This is a genomic window from Mesorhizobium sp. M0317 (assembly GCF_040321555.1).
GTDB lineage: Bacteria > Pseudomonadota > Alphaproteobacteria > Rhizobiales > Rhizobiaceae > Mesorhizobium.
Map to the genome: position 1 here is coordinate 16555 of NZ_JAMYRV010000009.1, position 19178 is coordinate 35732.

At 63.2% G+C, this 19178-nt stretch carries 16 protein-coding genes and 1 pseudogene; 10 read left to right on the forward strand and 7 right to left on the reverse strand.

Annotated features, from left to right (window positions below; translation table 11 throughout):
* Positions 1-30: 30 nt before the first annotated feature.
* Entirely contained in the window at positions 31-1926 is a 1896-nt protein-coding gene (locus NKI88_RS09575) for a TadE/TadG family type IV pilus assembly protein (protein ID WP_352654921.1), read from the reverse strand.
* Positions 1927-2262: 336 nt separating this feature from the next.
* Here NKI88_RS09575 and NKI88_RS09580 point away from each other — a divergent pair, with 336 nt between their 5' ends.
* Both NKI88_RS09580 and NKI88_RS09585 read left to right on the forward strand, forming a co-directional pair.
* The gene (locus tag NKI88_RS09580) at positions 2263-3123 is read left to right on the forward strand and encodes a TIGR01459 family HAD-type hydrolase (protein ID WP_352654829.1); all 861 of its coding nucleotides are present in this window, start codon (positions 2263-2265) and stop codon (positions 3121-3123) included.
* Positions 3124-3133: 10 nt separating this feature from the next.
* Positions 3134-4117 (forward strand): bifunctional riboflavin kinase/FAD synthetase, encoded by a 984-nt coding sequence (locus tag NKI88_RS09585; protein WP_352654831.1) that lies wholly within the window; start codon positions 3134-3136, stop codon positions 4115-4117.
* Between the two features lie 29 nt (positions 4118-4146).
* Here NKI88_RS09585 and NKI88_RS09590 read toward each other — a convergent pair whose 3' ends face one another.
* The 4 genes from NKI88_RS09590 to NKI88_RS09605 form a co-directional block, all read right to left on the reverse strand.
* Positions 4147-4701 carry an HdeD family acid-resistance protein gene (locus NKI88_RS09590; protein WP_352654833.1) on the reverse strand — a complete coding sequence of 185 codons (555 nt, stop codon included), beginning with the start codon at positions 4699-4701 and terminating at the stop codon, positions 4147-4149.
* 128 nt (positions 4702-4829) lie between these two features.
* Positions 4830-5243, reverse strand: a complete 414-nt coding sequence (locus NKI88_RS09595) for an MAPEG family protein (protein ID WP_023671536.1) — start codon at positions 5241-5243, stop codon at positions 4830-4832.
* A 12-nt stretch (positions 5244-5255) separates the two neighbouring features.
* Positions 5256-5738, reverse strand: coding sequence for an SRPBCC family protein (locus NKI88_RS09600; protein ID WP_023730459.1), 483 nt, complete (start codon positions 5736-5738; stop codon positions 5256-5258).
* Entirely contained in the window at positions 5735-6040 is a 306-nt protein-coding gene (locus NKI88_RS09605) for an ArsR/SmtB family transcription factor (RefSeq protein WP_023689559.1), read from the reverse strand. The genes NKI88_RS09600 and NKI88_RS09605 overlap by 4 nt, the downstream gene beginning before the upstream one ends.
* Positions 6041-6202: 162 nt before the next feature.
* Here NKI88_RS09605 and NKI88_RS09610 point away from each other — a divergent pair.
* The 3 genes and pseudogenes from NKI88_RS09610 to NKI88_RS09620 all read left to right on the forward strand — a co-directional run bounded on the left by NKI88_RS09610 (position 6203) and on the right by NKI88_RS09620 (position 11105).
* Positions 6203-7005 (forward strand): annotated as a pseudogene (locus tag NKI88_RS09610) (MipA/OmpV family protein).
* Positions 7006-7237: 232 nt separating this feature from the next.
* Complete coding sequence (gene ileS / locus NKI88_RS09615) at positions 7238-10219, forward strand: isoleucine--tRNA ligase (protein ID WP_352654835.1); 2982 nt, start codon at positions 7238-7240, stop codon at positions 10217-10219.
* Between the two features lie 202 nt (positions 10220-10421).
* The gene (locus tag NKI88_RS09620) at positions 10422-11105 is read left to right on the forward strand and encodes a hypothetical protein (RefSeq protein WP_023682973.1); all 684 of its coding nucleotides are present in this window, start codon (positions 10422-10424) and stop codon (positions 11103-11105) included.
* 28 nt (positions 11106-11133) lie between these two features.
* Here NKI88_RS09620 and NKI88_RS09625 read toward each other — a convergent pair whose 3' ends face one another.
* Positions 11134-11586 carry a nucleoside deaminase gene (locus NKI88_RS09625; RefSeq protein WP_023694762.1) on the reverse strand — a complete coding sequence of 151 codons (453 nt, stop codon included), beginning with the start codon at positions 11584-11586 and terminating at the stop codon, positions 11134-11136.
* Positions 11587-11766: 180 nt separating this feature from the next.
* Here NKI88_RS09625 and NKI88_RS09630 point away from each other — a divergent pair, with 180 nt between their 5' ends.
* From NKI88_RS09630 to NKI88_RS09650, 5 genes are all read left to right on the forward strand, one after another.
* Entirely contained in the window at positions 11767-13893 is a 2127-nt protein-coding gene (locus NKI88_RS09630) for a pseudouridine synthase (RefSeq protein WP_352654837.1), read from the forward strand.
* 47 nt (positions 13894-13940) lie between these two features.
* Positions 13941-14495 carry a 16S rRNA (guanine(966)-N(2))-methyltransferase RsmD gene (gene rsmD / locus NKI88_RS09635; protein ID WP_023697689.1) on the forward strand — a complete coding sequence of 185 codons (555 nt, stop codon included), beginning with the start codon at positions 13941-13943 and terminating at the stop codon, positions 14493-14495.
* 96 nt (positions 14496-14591) lie between these two features.
* Positions 14592-15947, forward strand: coding sequence for a M16 family metallopeptidase (locus tag NKI88_RS09640; protein WP_352654839.1), 1356 nt, complete (start codon positions 14592-14594; stop codon positions 15945-15947).
* Between the two features lie 188 nt (positions 15948-16135).
* Positions 16136-17512 carry a M16 family metallopeptidase gene (locus tag NKI88_RS09645; protein WP_023697687.1) on the forward strand — a complete coding sequence of 459 codons (1377 nt, stop codon included), beginning with the start codon at positions 16136-16138 and terminating at the stop codon, positions 17510-17512.
* Positions 17509-18369, forward strand: a complete 861-nt coding sequence (locus tag NKI88_RS09650) for a patatin-like phospholipase family protein (RefSeq protein WP_023694766.1) — start codon at positions 17509-17511, stop codon at positions 18367-18369. Before NKI88_RS09645 ends, NKI88_RS09650 begins: the two co-directional genes overlap by 4 nt.
* Before the next feature lie 167 nt (positions 18370-18536).
* Here NKI88_RS09650 and NKI88_RS09655 read toward each other — a convergent pair whose 3' ends face one another.
* Complete coding sequence (locus NKI88_RS09655; protein WP_023697685.1) at positions 18537-19073, reverse strand: dihydrofolate reductase family protein; 537 nt, start codon at positions 19071-19073, stop codon at positions 18537-18539.
* Between the last annotated feature and the right edge of the window lie 105 nt (positions 19074-19178).

Here is a 19178-nt window from a genome sequence, read left to right on the forward strand (position 1 = left end):
CGGAGCGCCGTGTTCGAAAGATCGCGCCGATCAGCTGACGATGCGCAGGTTCGACAGTTCGTCGGCGATTTCCTTGAAACTTTGCGACAAGGTGGCGCCGGTCGCGTTCCAGTACAGCTTCGCCGGTTTGCTCGGGTCGGTCGGATCCTTGCGGAAGCGCGAATCCGAGGAGCATTTCTTGAGCGCGTCTATGGCAGTCTTTTCCGCCGGCTTGGTGGTAACCAGGTCAAGCGAGACCGTCATCAAGAGAATGTTCGAATTCTTCGCATTGGTGCAAAGCGTTTGCATCTGCTGGTCAAGCGCGGTTGTGTAGTTGGCCGCCGTATAAGTTGTCTTGGGGACGGTCGTGTTGACGAAAAGGCGGGTCGCGGTTTCCCCCGTTTTCGGGCCGGTATAACCATAGGCGGCGTAGGTCGATCCGTCCTTAGCATAGCTGCTGGTCATGTCGTTTGTGGGGCCGATGCTGTAGGTGTTGGCGCCGTCGGTCAGCACGATGACGACTTTGTCGTTGCCCCTTTCGGTGTTCGGCCGGCCTTCTGTGAATGGCTCGTTGCTCGACACCGTCCGCCAGCCCCAGGCCAGCCCTTCCGGCACGTTGGTGTTGCCGGTCGGCGCCATGGCATTGATGGCGTCCGTCAGGATTTTCTTGCCGGCCGTGGTGGTTATGTCCTGCAACGGCGTGATCGCAGCGGTCGTGCATGCCGCATTGGGTCCATCATCAGAGCCTGCGGCCGCTGCGTCCCAGGGCTTTGTCAGAAAATACTTTCGCATATCCGCTTGGCGTTTGGGGACAGTCAGCGTGTCGGAATAATCGATCCACCAATTGTTGGCGTAACCCCATGTCGATGTGCTGGTGCGAGTTGTGTCGAGCCAGAAATTGCCGGCTTCGTCCGGGGCGAACATCGGCACGAACATGGTGGCGGGTGTGCTCGTGGTCGGCGATGTGTCGTCGTCATTATAGGGATACGGCCTCGCCTCTACGCAGCCCTTCCAGGCTTCGTATTGGGCGGTCACAGAGGTCTTGCAACTGCCGTTCGAGTTCTTTTTCGTACAGGTCGCGGCCTTCATGTCGTTTGCAAATAGACTGAACCGCGTCGCTGTGGTATTTTGGCCGTATTGCCCAGTGCCCCAGCCACTGCCGCGCTTCCAGTAAGCACTGCCAACCTTTTCAATGTATTTATTCGAGTCATAACCAGACGACGCGTTCTTGTACATGAACTGCCAATCAAAGTTCTCGTGATGGATTGGCGAAATGCCGGTCGTATCCATCCAGGTTGCGTCCTTGTTGGCTGGGCCAACATTGACCGACGCAGAAAACGGGACCAGCGAGAACTGCACCGGCCTGGTGACCTGCCTCATTTGTGCGGCCTGGAGCGCCATCGTATTGACAAGCTCGGTAGCGGCCTTCTTGAGCAAATCTATTCGCGGCTGGCCGGTGCCGGAGCCGTTGATGCTCATGGAGCCGGAATTATCGAGCACGAGAGACACTTCCAGTGTGTTCTTGAGGCGGATCTCGGAGCACGCGGAGGTTTTGGCATCGGTGGACGTTCTTCCGATCAGCATGGCCGCCACCGGCAGGAAATAGGGGTGGAACGTCAAACTGGCGCACAGCTTCAGCGTGCCGCCACCTGCGTTGTTGTTGGGCAGCGTCACCGTCAGGGCCGTATTGGCCGAGCTGACCTTTCCGAGATTGGCTTCGAAGAAATCCTTCGCATAGGCCTTGACTGCCGTGTCGGTCGCCCCGGTGACGATCTGCTGTGCCGTGGCAATCCCGGCGGCATCCAGCGCGTTCAGCATGTTCTGCTTCTGGCGCAGGAGATCGGTGTAGTCGATTGCAAGCGCCAGCGCGCCCATCAAGGGCACCATGGTGATCACTGTCATCAAGGCATAGTTGCCGCGTCTGTCGTTCAGAAATCTGCGGATCATGCCTTCAGCACCCCTGCCAGGACCCAATATCGGTCCGAAGATGCCCACAAAATCGTTAAATTTCAGGTTGCTGAAATACATTCAACATCGGCCCATCTTTTCAAGGCTCGTTAACCACTCGGCCCTGGTGATCAGCGGTGCGACATTGTTTCGATCGACCGAAGCTCGGAGAAGGGTGGTTCCTGCCTGTTGCAACCTTCGATCAGCCCGTTGCGCAACAGCCTGGCAAGTGCCGAAAAGCTGGTGACAGGATGAAACGCTTCGGTTAATGCGGGGCCGGTTGCGGCGGACCGTCGGCTGCAGCTCTCGCAATGATCGTCACAGCAGGAAAACGGCATGGCGGATTCGCCTGACATCATCGGCTCGCTCGCGGATTTGTCGGGCGCCTACTCGGCCATCCTGTGCGATGTCTGGGGGGTGATCCACAATGGCGAATGGCATTTTCCGGCGGCTGCCGAAGCGCTTGCCGCCGCGCGTGCGGCGAAGGTCCCGGTCGTCCTGATCACCAACTCGCCGCGCCGCAATGCCGATGTGGTGGCGCAGATGAATGCGATCGGCGTTCCCGCCGCCGCCTACGACCGCGTCGTGACCTCAGGCGATGTGACCCGCGACCTTATCGCCGAAGGCCCACGAAAAATCTTCCATATCGGCGCCGACCGCGATTTCACCCTCTATGACGGTCTGGACGTCGAGCTCGTCGAGGAGTTCGAGGCCTCCGGCGCGGTCTGCACCGGGCTGTTCGACGACGAGGTGGAAACGCCTGAGGATTACGCCGATCTGCTGCGCCGGCTGCGCGCCAGGAACCTGCCTTTCATCTGCGCCAATCCCGACATCGTGGTCGAACGCGGCGAGCGCATGATCTGGTGCGCCGGCGCCTTGGCGCGCGACTATGCCCAGCTTGGCGGCCGCACGCTGATCGCCGGAAAACCCTATGCGCCGGTCTATGACGTAGCCCTGCGGGAGGTTGCCGTGCTTCTCGGCCGCGACGTCGCGCGCCCCGAGGTGCTGGCCATCGGCGACGGCATGATGACCGACGTCAAGGGCGCCGCCGACAACGGCATCGATGTTCTTTACGTCTCGGGCGGCATTCACGCGCGCGACTATGGCGATCCCATGCAGCCGGACCCCGCCAGGCTTGCAGCCTTTCTGCAAAAGCACGGCTACCGGCCGGTCGCCGTCATTCCGAGACTGCGGTAGGGTCGCTTCCATGAGCGGAGCCTTCGAACATATTTCCGCGACCGCGCCGCTGTCGCCGCATTTGCGCCGCGGCGTGGTGGCGATCGGCAATTTCGACGGCGTCCATCGCGGCCACCAGGCGGTGCTCGATCGCGCGCTTGCCGAAGCCGGGCGGCGCGGCGTGCCGGCGCTGGTGCTGACCTTCGAGCCGCATCCGCGCAAGGTGTTCAGGCCGGATATGCCGCTGTTCGTGTTGACGCCGCCGCCGATGAAGGCGCGGCTGTTGTCGCATCTGGGCTTTGCCGCACTCGTCGAACAGCCGTTCACGCGCGCCTTTGCCGGCCTGTCGGCCGAGGCTTTCGTGACCGATGTACTGGAGACGAACCTCGGCATCACCCATGCCGTGACCGGCTTCGATTTCCACTTCGGCAAGGACCGGCAGGGCGGTCCTGCGTTTCTGATGGCGGCAGGCGAGCGCCATGGTTTCGGCGTCACCCTGGTCGACGCCTTTCGCGACGAGGGCGCCGAGGTGGTGTCGTCGAGCCGTATCCGCGAGCTGCTCTGCGAGGGAGAGGTCGCCGAGGCCGCAGGCCTGCTCGGCTACCGCTTCACCGTCGAAAGCGAAGTGATCGGCGGCCAGCAGCTCGGCCGCACGCTCGGCTTCCCGACAGCCAACATGAGGCTTTCGCCGGAAACGACTCTGAAGGAAGGGATTTATGCCGTCCGCTTTCGCCGCGCCGACGGCACGCTCTATGATGGTGTCGCCAGCTTCGGGCGTCGCCCGACTGTCGACGACAATGGCGCGCCGCTGCTCGAAACCTTCGTCTTCGACTTTGCCGGCGATCTCTATGGCGAGATCTGCGACGTATCGCTCTTCGGCTTTTTGCGTCCCGAGGTGAAGTTCGATGGGCTCGATGGGCTGGTGGCACAAATGAAGCGCGACGAGGCGGAGGCGCGCGCGCTGCTGGCCGGCGTCAGGCCGCTTTCGGATCTGGACGGCGCCATCGCTTTTTGAGCCTTCCGGCCGCTTACCTCTTCAAGCCCCTACTTCTTCAACGCCAGTCCAAGAGCGATGAAGCTCCAGCCCTGGAAGATCAGGTCGATGGCCAGGAACAGGCCGAGCACCCACAGGCTGTTGACCGGCCAGCCCATGGCGATGGTCAGCCCCGCCAGCACGCTGATCAGGCCCGCCGCGACGACCCAGCCCCAGCCCTTTTCCGGTCGGTGGCTATAGCCGACCCAGGCCCTGAGCGCGCCTGAAGCGACCAGCGCCACCGCCAGCAGCAAGGTCAGCACCGTCGAGGCCAGCAGCGGATTGTCGAAGGCAAAGAAACCGGCAACGGCATAAAGTAGGCCGCTGAGCAGCCAATAGAAGAAGCGACTCCAGGTCTTCACGCCGAAGGCATGCACGATCTCGATGATGCCGGCCATCAGCATCAGCCAGCCCACGACATAGACCGAGGCGACGGTGGCGATGAACAGATTGCCGAAGGCAATGCCGCCGAAGATGAGCAGCAGCACGCCGAGCGCGACGAACCACCCCCATTTGTCCCGTGTCCGGCCGGTCGCATCTTTCAGGGTATCACCGTGCAGGGTCATGGCTGCATCTGCTCGAAATCGCCTGGCACCTTGCCGGGAGGTTAGCCCCGGCTGTAGCGGACGTCCAGCCGATGGTGACGGCTAGCAAACAAACAAAGCGTCGGTGGCTTGAGGTTCGCGCGTACGTGTCAATTTATGGCAGCCCACCCAGTCACAAGGACGAGGACAAGCGTGACGATCGCTCCAGAGACGTAGACGATCGTTCTGACACTGCCACCCTTGGCGGCATTGCCCCCGCGTAGGTAAACCCCCAGGTGAAGCAGGCGTATCGCCACATGAACCCAGACAATGGTCGCCAACGTGGCCGACCCAACGCCAACCATCATGGCCAGCACCGCCGGGACGACAAAAGGCGCCAGCGCCTCGACCGAGTTCATATGCACGCGGTCGATCCTGTAGAGGAGATTGGCGTCGTCGGCCGGGATCACCGGACCGGAAAGCGCTCCGGCAAATCCCTTGGACGAACCCGAGTAAACCGCCAGCGCGACTGACAAAAGACAGAGGATCAGTACACCGAGGATGCTTAGCCAATAGGGTTCCATAATTGTGCTCCTTCAGGTCACCTTGCTGGCAAAAAGATCTTGGAATCGCCTGAGATACAGCGGCCAGCCTCGATCACCGTCAATCCCAAAGCGCACGCCTTCCCAGCCTTCGCCATGACGTTCGAGATTGCGATGCTCGATCTCGACGCGGGTCCGGCTATTCGTCTCCGCCGTAAACCGGACTTCCCACTCGCTGGTCCTGTCCGGATTGGTCTCGATCTGCCATTGAGGGCTGATATCCCAACTCAGAAGCAGTCGGTTCGGCGGCTCGTAGGCCAGCACTCGTGCCCAGCGGCACTCGCTGCCATCCACACCGCGGTCGTAGACGTGACCGCCAACGCGGGGTTCGAAGATCGTCTCCGCGATCGGCACCGCAAGCAGGTTATGCTCTTTGGGTTTGAAACTGCCGAAGTCCTCGGTGAAGACCTTGAAGGCATGTGCGATCGGAGCCTCGACAAGGATGGAGTGCCTCACGGGCGGTTGATGTGTGCTCATTCCTGCTCCTTCAAGGGCTGTTCGACGACCACTTTGTAGGCCGCCAAGGTCTTGCTCCAGAACCGGTCGAGTTCGGCGCGCAGGCTGGCCAAGCCTTCCGGTTCGACCCGGTAGATGCGTTGCTTGCCTAGCCGTGTGTTGGCCACGAGGCCGGCGTCCTTGAGCACCTTCAGGTGCTGCGAGACCGCCGGCCGGGTGACAGGAAGCGCACGAGCCAATTCCCCGACCGAACAGGGTTGTTCGACCAGCAGTTCGAAGATCGTCCGCCTGGTCGGGTCGCCAAGCGCTGTCCATCTGTTCATGTTAGTCTGCACTAACGCGCCCTGTTCAAATGGGCCACAGCGCAAAAAACAGGGTCGCAGTTGCCGCCACTGCTGTAGATTTTAAGTCAAATTTTACCGAACCGGCGCCATGGCTTTGGCTGCCGGGTGTTCTCTCCGTTTTGTTTCGCGTATGGGGTGATGATGCGTATTGTCTGGACGATTCCGCTGTTTCTCGCCTCGGCGCTGCTCACTGTGTCCACCGCCAATGCGGGCGAGGGTGCCTTCGGCTGGATGTCCGGCGACTGGTACCTGACGCTTGGCGCCACCGGCATGGTCGCGCCGAAATTCGAGGGCTCCAACAGCTATCTGCTCAGCGCATCGCCGATCATCTCGCTGGGCAAGGCCGGCCCGGCCGCGCGCTTTACCTCGCGCAACGACAACATCTCGCTGGCGCTGGTTGACGATGGCGGCGTCCGCGCCGGCCTGACCGGAAAGTTCCTGTTTTCACGCGACAGCAAGGATGAACTCAAGGGCCTCGGCCCGGTGCGCTGGGGCGGTGAGGTCGGCGGCTTCTTCGAATTCTACCCGACGGATTGGTTGCGCGCCCGCGCCGAATTGCGCCACGGCATTCGTGCCCATAATGGCTTTGTCGCCGACATCGCCGCCGATGCCTTCTACGATATCACGCCGACGGTCAGGATTTCGGGAGGCCCGCGCGTGTCCTTTGCCTCATCGAGCTATTTCGACTCCTATTATGGCGTCAACGCCAAGGAGGCTGTGGCCTCGGCCTGAGCGAATACCATCCTGGCGGCGGCCTGAAATCGACCGGACTCGGCGGCGCCATCACCTGGAAGGTCACCGACCCGATGACCGCCAGCCTGTTCGGCGAATATGCGCGCCTGATAGGCCCGGCCGCCGATTCCAGCCTGGTCAAGGAGCGCGGCGACCGTAACCAGTTCACGGTCGGCGTCTCGACCACCTATCGCTTCGACTTCGCGATGTAAGTGAATCGAACAAGAGACGCTTTATTCCTACGGCTTTCTCCGCTAAAAGCCCGGGAATGACGAGCTTTTCACGCGTTCGCGCGCTGACGATACGAATTACAGGCCCGGTGTTCCGGGCGGCCTGAGCGCCGCCGGAGCCGCCGGGAGTTTTGCGCGCCCCCTCGCGCTTTTCCAATCATGATAGTTCACGCCCGAGCTTTTACGCCCGCCGGGCAATGCATATGGCAGACCAATGACCGACACTGTTGAAACGATCGACTATTCCAAGACGCTTTATCTGCCGCAGACGGATTTCCCGATGCGCGCCGGCTTGCCTGAAAAAGAGCCGCTGCTGGTCAAGCGCTGGCAGGATATGGACCTTTACGCCAAGCTGCGCGAGGCGGCCGCCGGCCGCGAAAAATACGTGCTGCATGACGGCCCGCCCTACGCCAATGGCAACATCCATATCGGCCACGCGCTGAACAAGATCCTCAAGGACGTCATCACCCGTTCGTTCCAGATGCGCGGCTATGACTCCAATTACGTGCCCGGCTGGGACTGCCACGGCCTGCCGATCGAATGGAAGATCGAGGAACAGTACCGCGCCAAGGGCAAGAACAAGGACGAGGTGCCGGTCAACGAGTTCCGCAAGGAATGCCGCGACTTCGCCGCGAACTGGATCACGGTGCAGGGCGGCGAGTTCCAGCGGCTCGGCGTCGTAGGCGATTTCAAGAACCCCTATACGACGATGGCTTTCCACTCGGAGTCGCGCATCGCCGGGGAGTTGTTGAAGTTCGCCATGTCCGGCCAGCTCTATCGCGGCTCCAAGCCGGTGATGTGGAGCGTGGTCGAGCGCACCGCACTGGCCGAGGCCGAGATCGAATACCAGGACTATGAGTCCGACACGATCTGGGTGAAGTTTCCAGTTGTGTCAGGATTTTGGAGCGTTGAGCACTTTGTATCAGACGCTGCATCGTCCATGCGCGTTCCGGAAAGCGTTGCACTTTTGGACAACGCCCACGTCGTCATCTGGACGACAACCCCGTGGACGATCCCCGGCAACCGTGCCGTCAACTATTCGTCACGGATCGGCTACGGCCTTTATGAAGTTACCGCAGCCGAAAATTCGTTCGGTCCACAGCCCGGTGAGAAGCTGATCTTTGCAGATGCGCTTGCCGAAGACTCCTCGGCCAAGGCCAAGGTCACCTTGAATCGGCTTCGCAGCGTTTCGGTCGAAGAGCTTGGAAGCCTTACACTTTCACATCCCTTCAAAGGTCTCGGCGGTGGTTACGAATTCGCCGTACCCATGCTTGCCGGGGACCATGTCACCGACGATGCCGGTACGGGTTTCGTCCACACCGCGCCCGGCCATGGCCGCGAGGACTTTGATGCCTGGATGGATGCGGCATCGGATTTGCGCGCACGTGGCATCGACCCTGCCATCCCCTTCACTGTAGATGATGCCGGCTTCTTCACCAGGGACGCGCCGGGTTTTGGCCCGGATCGCGAAGGTGGCGCCGCGCGTGTCATCGACGATAACGGCAAGAAGGGCAATGCCAATCAGGCGGTCATCGACGAACTGATCAAGCGCAACGCGCTGTTCGCGCGCGGCCGGCTGAAGCATTCCTACCCGCATTCCTGGCGGTCGAAGAAGCCGATCATCTTCCGCAACACGCCGCAATGGTTCGTCTATATGGACAAGGACCTCGGCGACGGCACGACGTTGCGCAGCCGTGCGCTGAAGGCGATCGACGACACACGCTTCGTGCCGGCGGCCGGCCAGAACCGTATCCGCGCCATGATCGAGGAACGCCCGGATTGGGTCTTGTCACGCCAGCGCGCCTGGGGCGTGCCGATCGCCGTCTTTGCCGATGAGGATGGCAACGTGCTGAAGGACGAAGCCGTCAACCAGCGCATCATGGATGCTTTCGAACAGGAAGGCGCCGACGCCTGGTTCGCTGCCGGCGCCAAGGAGCGTTTCCTCGGCAATCACGATGCCTCCAAATGGAAGCAGGTGATGGACATCCTTGACGTCTGGTTCGATTCGGGCTCGACGCATGTCTTCACGCTGGAAGACCGTCCGGACCTGAAATGGCCGGCCGACGTCTATCTCGAAGGCTCCGACCAGCATCGCGGCTGGTTCCACTCCTCGCTGCTCGAAAGCTGCGGCACGAGGGGCAGGGCACCTTACGACACCGTCGTCACCCATGGCTTCACCATGGATGAGGAGGGGCGAAAGATGTCGAAATCGCTCGGCAACACCGTGGTGCCGCAAGACGTCATCAAGCAGTCCGGCGCCGACATTCTGCGGTTATGGGTGGTGACGACGGATTATTGGGAAGACCAGCGTCTCGGCAAGAACGTGCTGCAGACCAACATCGACGCCTACCGCAAGCTCCGCAACACCATCCGCTGGATGCTGGGCACGCTCGCCCATGACGATGGCGAGGAGGTGCCGCTGGACAAGATGCCGGAACTGGAGCGGCTGATGCTGCATCGGCTGGCCGAGCTCGATGAGGTCGTGCGCTCGGGCTACGACGCGTTCGAGTTCAAACGCATCACCCGCACTTTGCTCGACTTCATGGTGGTCGAGCTGTCGGCCTTCTATTTCGACATCAGGAAGGACGCGCTCTATTGCGAGGGACCCGCCAGCGTGAAGCGCAAGGCCTCGGTGCAAGTGGTGCGCCACCTCTTCGACTGCCTGGTGAAATGGCTGGCGCCGATGCTGCCCTTCACCACGGAAGAAGCCTGGCTCGACCGTCATCCGGATGCTGTCTCGCTGCATCTCGACCAGTTCCCCGAGATTCCGGCCGACTGGAAGAACGAGGCACTGGCGGAAAAATGGCGCAAGGTGCGGCAGGTCCGCCGAGTCGTCACCGGCGCGCTCGAGATCGCACGCGCTCAGAAGGTCATCGGTGCCTCGCTGGAAGCCGTGCCGGTCGTGACCCTCGACGATGCCGCGCTTGAAGCCGCGATCGCCGATGTCGACATGGCCGAAATGGCGATCACCAGCGATCTCGTCATCGCCCACGGCAAGGCGCCGGAAGGCGCCTTTGCGCTCGACGACGTCAAGGGTGTCGCGGTGGTGGTTGAAAAGGCCGAGGACCGTGGGTTGGTCAAATGCGCGCGCTCGTGGCGCTATACCGCCGATGTCGGGCAGGACGTGGAATTCCCCGACGTGTCTGCCCGCGATGCCGCCGTGCTGCATGAACTCAAGGCTCTGGGGCGTTTGTAAGCGCTCATAAGCCGGTGCACAAATGCCACGGCGGGCGGGTGAAAAGCGCCCGCGCGTTGCCCTTAACGAGTGGTTGAGATAAACACGCGAAACTCCGGAAGACAAATTGTCGCCGGAATTCCGTCGCAAGAGCGTGGACGATGGGGACCGGGGCCTTTGGCCGGTGACGATCGAGAGGCTGTCTAGAGTGGGACTTTTTGGCATGATCGACAGAACTTCCGTGCGCGTTGCGCTGCTGGCGCCGCTTGTCGCGTCCGGCCTCGCTCTGTCCGGTTGCATGGGTTCGCCGACCTACGGCACCGACAAGACGGCTGGCGAGCAGCTTGCCGGCGACCTTTCCGGCGCCTTCGCCATCACGCCCAAGCACAAGGAACAGATCGACTACAGGCCGCGTCCGGAGCTGGTAAAGCCGGCGCCGGGGCAGAAGGAAGTGCTGCCGCCGCCTCAGGAAAGCATCGAGACGGCGAGCACCGATTGGCCCGAATCGCCCGAGCAGCGCCGCGCCCGCCTGCGTGCCGACGCCACTGCCCACCAGGACGACCCGTCCTATCAGTCGGGGATCGTCGACGACGTGCAGACCGATCCGGCTTCCGTGAAGAAGGCGCTGGCGGATTCGGGCTCAAGCCACCCGCCGGCCTGGTCGCCGAAGGATTCAGACAAGGGCCGCGCCGCCGAGATCCAGCGCCGCACCGCAGAGCAAAAGCAGGGCGATCCCAACACTCGCAGATATCTGAGCGAGCCGCCTCTGGCCTATCGGGCTGCCTCCGACACGGCGCCGCAGGGCGAACTCGGCGAGGATGAATACAAGAAGGAACGCCGCCTCAAGAAGGAAGCGGCCGCCAAGGGCAAGAGCGGCGGGCTCTTCGACTGGCTGCCCTCCTGGTAGGAACCGTCGCCTTCGGTAGCTGAAGGCTCTACGTTTCGCGTCTTTCCCGAAAGAATTCCCTGAGCAGTAGCGCCGCGTCGGCCTCGGCCATGCCCGGATAGATGTCGGGCGTATGGTGGCAGGTCGGCGAAGCGAAGAAGCGCACGCCGTTGACCACCGCGCCGCCCTTCTCGTCGGCCGCGCCGAAATAGAGCCGGCGCAGCCTGGCGAAGGAAATGGCGCCGGCGCACATGGCGCAGGGTTCCAGCGTCACATAGAGGTCGTGGCCGGTCAGCCGCTCGCTGGAGAGCGTTTGGCAGGCCGCGCGGATGGCCAGCATTTCGGCATGCGCCGTCGGATCGGCAAGTTCGCGGGTGCGGTTGCCGGCGGATGCCACCACCGTGTCGCCGCTGGCGATGACGGCGCCAACCGGAACTTCTCCGCGCAAGGCGGCGGCTTGCGCCTCTTTCAGCGCCAGCGCCATGAAATCCGGCCGCTTCAAGCGGTTTCCATTCCGATTATCTCCTCGCCACTTGGCGGTGATCCTGTTATGGAGCGCGTCAACCCGAATATCGGAACAGATTTTCGGAAATGATCATGCGCCAAATCAAAGTGCTATAGCGTCCTTTGCGCGTCCGAAAGGATGCGCCACGCTGTAGCAGCGCAACAAGGCAAAGGCCACATGGACGACAACGACAAGAAATCTCCGCGCCACAAAGGCCCGGGCAAAAGCGGCCCTGGAGCCGCGGGGCCGCGCCGCGATGGCGCCGCCGGCAAAAGCGGCAAACCCTCCTTCGGGGCCAAGAAACCCTATTCACCGCGCGGCGCCCGGCCGGCAGCGGCTGAGGGCGAGCGGCCCAAGCGCGATTTCAAAAGTGGCGACCGGCCATTCAACAAAGGTCCTCGCCCGGAAGGCAAGCCCTACGAAAAGCGCGACGGACCGCGCAAGCCATATGCACCACGTGGCGATCGCCCTATGGCGGCCGAGGGTGAACGCAAGCCCTGTGAGAAGCGCGAGGGGCCGCGCAAGCCTTATGCACCGCGCGGCGATCGGCCGATTGCGGCCGATGGCGAGCGGCCAAAACGCGATTTCAAGGGCGGCGATCGGCCGTTCAGCAAGGGGCCGCGTCCCGAAGGCAAGCCTTTCGAAAAGCGCGAAGGGCCACGCAAGCCTTACGCACCACGCGGCGACCGGCCGGTGGCTGCCGAAGGCGAAAAGCGTTTCGACCGACCAAAGCGCGATTTGGGCGATCGCGCGCAGCGAGACGCCGGAGATCGTCCCAAGCGCGACTTCAGCGATCGTCCCAAGCGTGACTTCAGCGATCGCCCCAAGCGCGATTTCGGTGGTGACCGGCCGCAAGCATCTGGCGGCGCCTTCAAGCCGCGCCCGCGTCCGGCCGAGGCTGAAGAAGCCGGCGAGCGTATCGCCAAGCGGTTGGCCCGCGCCGGCCTGGCGTCGCGCCGCGACGCCGAAGACCTGATCGCGGCGGGCCGTGTCAAGGTCAACAACCGGGCTTTGACCTCGCCGGCCTTCAACGTCATGCCGGGCGACATCATCCATCTCGACGGCATGGAGATCCCGCCGATCGAGCGCACCCGCCTGTTCCTGTTTCACAAGCCGGCCGGCGTCGTTACCACCAACCGCGACCCCGAGGGCCGCAAGACCGTGTTCGACGTGCTGCCGGCCGAATTGCCGCGGCTGATGACCATCGGCCGCCTCGACATCAACACCGAAGGCCTGCTGCTGCTCACCAATGATGGCGGTCTGTCGCGCGTGCTCGAACTGCCTGCCACTGGCTGGCTGCGCCGTTACCGCGTGCGCGTTCATGGCAAGGTCGAGGAAAGCATGCTCGCAGGCCTGCGTGAAGGCATTGCCGTCGACGGCGTCTTCTACGGCGCCATCGAAGCGACGCTCGACCGTGAGCAAGGCACCAACGCCTGGCTGACGATCGGCCTGCGCGAAGGCAAGAACCGCGAAGTGAAGAACATCCTTGGATCGCTCGGCCTCGACGTGACGCGGCTGATCCGCATCTCCTACGGACCGTTCCAGCTCGACGATCTCGCCGAAGGCCATGTGCTGGAGATCAAGGGCCGCGTCTTGCGCGACCAGCTCGGCGAGCGACTGGTCGAGGAATCCGGCGCCAATTTCGACGCCGAGATCATCAAGCCGTTTTCCAACCAGCCGGTGCGGCGAGAGCGTGACGCGGAGCCGGAACGGCCGAAAGTCACCCGCGAGGGTGACCATCGGCCGATCGGCGAGGGCGGTCTGATCAAGAACCGCAAGCGCCGCGAAGGCAGCCGCGACGAAGCGCTCGGCAAGCTGTCGACCAGTCCCGAAAGGGGCGCGAGGCCGGAAAAGAGCTTTGGCGAACGCGGCCCGAGACCCGAGCGCAGCGAGTTTTCGGACAAGCCGCGCAGCGAGTTTCGCGAAAAGCCGCGCGGCGATTTTGGCGACAAGCCCCGTGGAGGCTTCGGCGACAAGCCGCGCGGCGCCTTTGGTGACAAACCGCGCGGCGGCAAGAAGCCCGAGCGCGAGCAGCGGCCGATCGATCCGCCGGGCCAGCGCAAGGCTAATGTCTGGATGGCGCCGGGCGCGCGTCCGATCGGCAAGGGCAGGGCGGAAGCCGATGCCGCCAAGGCGGCCGAGGCCAAGGCGCGCAAGGCGTCGTTCAAGCCGTCCTATGGCAAGCCGGCCTATGGCAAGCCGGGCGGAGCCAAGCCGTTCGGCAAGCCGGGTGGCGAGCGTCCGGATGGCGGTCGGGGCGGCGAGCGGCCACGCAACGGTCCCAAGGGCCCGAGGACCAGATGATGCCGGGACTTAAATGAGATCCGGCCTTAAATGAGACCCGGGCATAAATGAGAATCGTCGGCGGCCAATTTCGCGGGCGTCCGCTGGCGACGCCGCGCGACCATGCCATCCGCCCGACGACCGACCGCGCCCGCGAGGCCGTCTTCAACGTGCTGGCGCACCGCTTTGCCGACAAGCTCGACGGCGCGCGTGTGCTCGACCTTTTCGCCGGCACCGGCGCTCTCGGCCTCGAAGCGCTGTCGCGCGGCGCTTCCTATGGCGTCTTTATCGAAGAATCGGCCGAAGGGCGCGGCCTGATCCGCACCAATGTCGAGGCTTTTGGCCTTACCGGCCGCACCAAGATCTTCCGCCGCGACGCGACCGCCCTGGGTGAGGCCGGTACGCTTGCGGCATTCGGCCTGGTCTTCGCCGATCCGCCCTATGGCAAGGGCCTTGGCGAGCGCGCCCTGCGCTCGGCCAGGGATGGCGGCTGGTTGCTGCCCGGCGCGCTCTGCGTGATCGAGGAAGCCGCCTCGGCGCCCTTCGAGATTGGGCCGGAATTCTCGGTGGTTGATGAACGAAACTACGGCGAGACGGTGGTCCGGTTCATCGAGCTTGCGTAAGGGTGTGGCGATCGGCGCCTTCAAAATGACGCACAATTCACTTTGCCTCCGCGGCTGACCTTGCCTATCGTCGCGCGATAACAACCGGAGCCATCAATGACATCTCATACTGAATGGCTGCGGAGGGCCTTGCTCGCCACCGCGCTGACCATGGCCGGCCCGGCCCTGGCCGCGGATGATGGCAAGGTGGCCAACTTCCTGCTCGACAATGGCATGGAGGTGGTGGTCATTCCCGATCATCGCGCCCCCATCGTCACCCATATGGTGTGGTACAAGATCGGCAGCGCCGACGAGCCGCCAGGCAAGTCCGGCATAGCGCACTTCTTCGAACACCTGATGTTCAAGGCCACGACCAACCACGCCGCGGGCGAGTTCGACCGCGCCATATCGGCCATCGGCGGCTCCAACAACGCCTTCACCTCATATGACTACACTGCCTTCCACGAGACGGTGGCGCCCTCGGCACTTGGTGAGATGATGAGCTTCGAGGCCGATCGCATGCGCAACCTCATCTTGACCGACAAGGTCATCAAGACCGAGCGCGACGTGATCCTGGAAGAGCGCCGCGCGCGCATCGACAGCAATCCGCAGGCGGTGCTCGACGAAGAGGTCGACGCGACGCTCTGGCAGAACCAGCCCTACCGCATTCCGGTGATCGGCTGGATGCAGGAGATGGAGCAGTTGAACCGCACCGATGCGGTTGCCTTCTATGACAAATACTACCGCCCCAATAATGCGGTGCTGATCGTGGCCGGCGATGTCGAGCCGGAGGTCGTGAAGGCGCTGGCCGAAAAAACCTATGGCAAGGTCGCGCGCGGTCCCGACCTGCCCCCGCGCATCCGCCCGGTCGAGCCGGAGCAGAACACCAAGCGCACGGTGACGCTCACCGATGGGCGCGTTTCGGTGCCGAGCTTTTCGACGCAATGGGTGGTTCCGTCCTACCACACGGCAAAACCCGGCGAGGCCGAGGCGCTCGACCTGCTGGGAGAGATCCTTGGCGGCGGCAGCCGCAGCAGGCTCTACCAGCAACTCGTGGTCAAGCAAGGCATCGCATCGGCGACCGGCGCCTTCTTCCAGGGTACGATGCTCGACGCCACCAATTTCACCGTCTATGGCGCGCCGCGCGGCGACGCCAAGCTGAGCGACGTCGAGGCGGCCGTCGACGCCGAGATCGCCCGCATCGTCAAGGACGGCGTCACCGCCGATGAGCTGGTGAAGGCCAAGGCCCGCTATATCAGGGCCATGATCTTCGCCCGCGACAAGCAGGACGAGATGGCCAATCTCTACGGCGCCGAGCTCGCCACCGGCGGCAACGTCAGGGATATCGAGGAATGGCCGGACCGCATTCGCAAGGTCACCGCCGATGAGATCAAGGCGGTCGCCGCACGCTATCTGCTGCTCGATCGTACGACGACCGGCTATCTCTTGCCGCAGCAACAGGCGGGGAATTGATGATGACGAGATTGAGCGTTAGCGCTGCCCCTCACCTGCCTGCCGGCATCCTCTCCCCCTATAGTGACGGGGAGAGGGGCGCTGTCATCGTCGATTTCGCCAACCATCAGCGTCGTAAGAAGAGCGCCAGCGTCGCGGCGAGACCCCTTCTCCCCGTCACTATACGGGGAGAAGTGCCCGGCAGCGCGATGAGGGGCGGAGCTGACCTTGGCGATCAATGGCCTGATGCGATTACTCATAGGCGCATCGCGGTTCTCCACGTCTTCGCCACACTGTTCCTCGGCATCTTCTTCCTCATCCTGCCGGCGCTTGCCGCGCACGCGATGGACATTCAGCCGGTGACCTCATCGAAAGGCGTCAACGCCTGGCTGGTCGAGGACCACTCCATTCCGATCGTCGCCATCCGCTTCGTCTTCGATGGCGGCTCGACGCAGGATCCGGCGGGGCGGGAAGGGCTGGTCAATCTGATGACCGGCCTATTCGACGAGGGCGCCGGCGACCTCGACAGCGAGGCCTTCCAGATCAAGCTTGACGATGCCGGCGCCGAAATGGGCTTCGAAGCGGCGCGCGACGGCACCTATGGCGCGATGCGGATGCTGGCCGAGCAGAAGGATGCGGCCTTCGACCTGCTCAGGCTGGCGGTCACCAGCCCGCGCTTCGACCAGGCGCCGATCGACCGTATCCGCGCCCAGATCCTGTCCGGCATCATCGCCAATGAGCGTGACCCCAACACCGTCGCGCAAACCAAATGGCTGCGCGCCATCTATGGCGACCATCCGTATTCCAGGCCCGACCAGGGCACCAAGGACAGCATCGCCACCATCACGGCAGCGGATCTGGCTGCCTTCCACAAGGCCAATTTCGCCCGCAGCGGCCTGCATGTTGCGGTGGTCGGCGACATAGATGCCGCGACGCTGAAACGGAAGCTCGATGAGGTCTTCGGCGATCTGCCGGAAAAGCAGGTGCTGCAACCGGTTGCCGATACCGAGCTGAAGCTCGGCCAGCAGCTCGAGGTCGACTACGACCTGCCGCAGACCTCGCTGCAGTTTGCCTACCCCGGTGTGAAGCGCGATGCGCCGGATTTCTTCCCCGCGGTGCTGATGAACCAGATTCTCGGCGGCGGCACCTTCACCTCGCGCCTCTATGACGAGGTGCGGGAAAAGCGCGGCTTGGCCTACTCCGTCGATTCCAACCTGGTCGACCACCAGCATTCCAATGCGCTGATCATCACCACGGCGACGCGTTCCGACCGCGCCGCCGAGACGCTCGCCATCGTCAAGGAGGTGGTCAAGAAGATGGCGCAGGAGGGGCCGACCGAGGCCGAGCTGGACGCGACCAAGAAATACATGGTCGGCTCCTATGCTATCAGCAATCTGGATTCTTCCAGCGCCATTGCCGCGACCCTGGTGGAATTGCAGCTCGACAATCTCGGCATCGACTACGTGCAGCGCCGCGCGGCGCTCATCAACGGCGTGACGCTCGATCAGGTCAAGGCAGCGGCGAAGAAGCTGCTGACGCCGGCGCCCGCGATCATGAGCATCGGGCCGAAGCTGGAGGCCAAATGACAGGTCCGACTTTCGGTATCGCCTTTGGCGGCGGCGGCGCGCGCGGCCTCGCCCATATCCACATCGTCGAGGCGCTGGACGAGCTCGGCATCAAGCCCGTGGCCATCGCCGGCTCCTCGATCGGCGCCATCATGGGCGCCGGCATGGCCTCGGGCATGAGCGGAAAGGACATCGAGGACTACGCCCGCTCGATCCTCGGCCGCCGCGCCGAGGTGGCGGCGCGCATGTGGCGCTCGCGTCCCGGCACCATCGCCGAGGCGATGCAGGGCGGCATCCGCGTCAGCCAGTTCAACATAGAGCGCATCTTGAAGGCGTTCCTGCCGGAAGCCATCCCGGAAACCTTCGCCGAGCTGATGATCCCGCTCAAGGTGACGGCGACGGACTATTTCGGTCACAAGCTGGCCGTCTTCGACGAGGGCGACCTGCATTCGGCGCTCGCCGCCTCGGCTGCCATTCCCGCCGTGTTCCGCCCGGTGACGCGCGACGACCGCGTGCTGATCGACGGCGGCATCTACAATCCGGTGCCGTTCGACCTCATCGAAGACGCCGCCGACATCATCATCGCGATCGACGTCGTCGGTGCGCCGAGCGAGGCCGAGCGCAAGCACCCGACCACCGTCGATCTGATGTACGGCGCCACGCAATTGATGATGCAGTCGATCATCGCCCACAAGCTGAACCAGCGCCCCCCCGACATACTGATCCGCCCGCCAGTGTCAAAATACCGCGTGCTCGATTTCATGAAGATCGACACGCTGCTGGCCGAGACGCAGGAGGTCAAGGACGAACTGAAGCGCGAGGTGGAAAGAGTGGTCGAGGCGCATGCCAAGGGCAAGCGGGGGAAGAAAGCAGGGTGAGCTGCCGATCTCCCCCCTCGAGGGGGAGATGGCCGGCGGACCAGAGGGGGTCGTCTCGCGTGAAGCTCGACCTCCTACGGTCGATAGGAGGTTGCGTCAGGACGGACCGACCGCCTCTGTCGCCTTCGGCGACATCTCCCCTCAAGGGGAGATTACCCACCAGCGTCTCACACCCTCCCAGCCGCATATTCCAGCGCCACCACGCCATTGCTGAACTGTACGGTCGAGATCGGCTCCAACGCCACCGGCATATCGGGCGGGAACAGCTTCTTGCCCTCCCCGACGGAGCCAGGGTAGCTCAGCAGCCTGACGCGATCGACCAGACCATGGCGCAGCAATTCCCGCGCGACGCTCAGGCTGCCATGCACATAGATGTTGCCGCCGCTGCCTTGCTTCAGCGCCCGAACCGCTTCCGGCAACACACCCTTCAGCAACTCGGCCGGTTTCCAGTCGAGTGCCTTCGGGCTTGTCGACGCGACATATTTCGGCAGCGCATTGAACCGGTCGGCGAAGTCTCCGGTTTCCTTGGGCCAAGAGCCGGCAAAAATCTCGTAGGTCGTGCGCCCCAGAAGCATGGCCCCGCTGTCGGCAAGCTCGTCCTCCTTGAACCTTTGCATCTCATCGTTCCAGGTCACGCTGGGCAGCTTCTCGACCTCGGCGATGCCATCGATGCTGATGAACTCGGTGATAATAAGGTTTCTCATGGCGCTCTCCTTCTTCTGTCAAAGGACGAACCGTGTGAGCCTTTTGCGACCGCTCTGCGAAAAAAAAGCGCTTTGTTGAGCAGGCGTTGCTGTCGGGCGCTGGCC

Excerpts from the sequence above, each read along its gene's own strand:
- ileS (WP_352654835.1), top strand. The coding sequence starts at position 7,238 with ATGACCGACACTGTTGAAACGATCGACTATTCCAAGACGCTTTATCTG.
- NKI88_RS09620 (WP_023682973.1), top strand. The coding sequence starts at position 10,422 with ATGATCGACAGAACTTCCGTGCGCGTTGCGCTGCTGGCGCCGCTTGTC.
- NKI88_RS09575 (WP_352654921.1), bottom strand. The coding sequence starts at position 1,926 with ATGATCCGCAGATTTCTGAACGACAGACGCGGCAACTATGCCTTGATG.
- NKI88_RS09600 (WP_023730459.1), bottom strand. The coding sequence starts at position 5,738 with ATGAGCACACATCAACCGCCCGTGAGGCACTCCATCCTTGTCGAGGCT.
- NKI88_RS09655 (WP_023697685.1), bottom strand. The coding sequence starts at position 19,073 with ATGAGAAACCTTATTATCACCGAGTTCATCAGCATCGATGGCATCGCC.
- NKI88_RS09585 (WP_352654831.1), top strand. The coding sequence starts at position 3,134 with ATGAGCGGAGCCTTCGAACATATTTCCGCGACCGCGCCGCTGTCGCCG.
- NKI88_RS09650 (WP_023694766.1), top strand. The coding sequence starts at position 17,509 with ATGACAGGTCCGACTTTCGGTATCGCCTTTGGCGGCGGCGGCGCGCGC.
- NKI88_RS09640 (WP_352654839.1), top strand. The coding sequence starts at position 14,592 with ATGACATCTCATACTGAATGGCTGCGGAGGGCCTTGCTCGCCACCGCG.
- rsmD (WP_023697689.1), top strand. The coding sequence starts at position 13,941 with ATGAGAATCGTCGGCGGCCAATTTCGCGGGCGTCCGCTGGCGACGCCG.
- NKI88_RS09630 (WP_352654837.1), top strand. The coding sequence starts at position 11,767 with ATGGACGACAACGACAAGAAATCTCCGCGCCACAAAGGCCCGGGCAAA.
- NKI88_RS09580 (WP_352654829.1), top strand. The coding sequence starts at position 2,263 with ATGGCGGATTCGCCTGACATCATCGGCTCGCTCGCGGATTTGTCGGGC.
- NKI88_RS09595 (WP_023671536.1), bottom strand. The coding sequence starts at position 5,243 with ATGGAACCCTATTGGCTAAGCATCCTCGGTGTACTGATCCTCTGTCTT.
- NKI88_RS09605 (WP_023689559.1), bottom strand. The coding sequence starts at position 6,040 with ATGAACAGATGGACAGCGCTTGGCGACCCGACCAGGCGGACGATCTTC.
- NKI88_RS09590 (WP_352654833.1), bottom strand. The coding sequence starts at position 4,701 with ATGACCCTGCACGGTGATACCCTGAAAGATGCGACCGGCCGGACACGG.
- NKI88_RS09645 (WP_023697687.1), top strand. The coding sequence starts at position 16,136 with ATGAGGGGCGGAGCTGACCTTGGCGATCAATGGCCTGATGCGATTACT.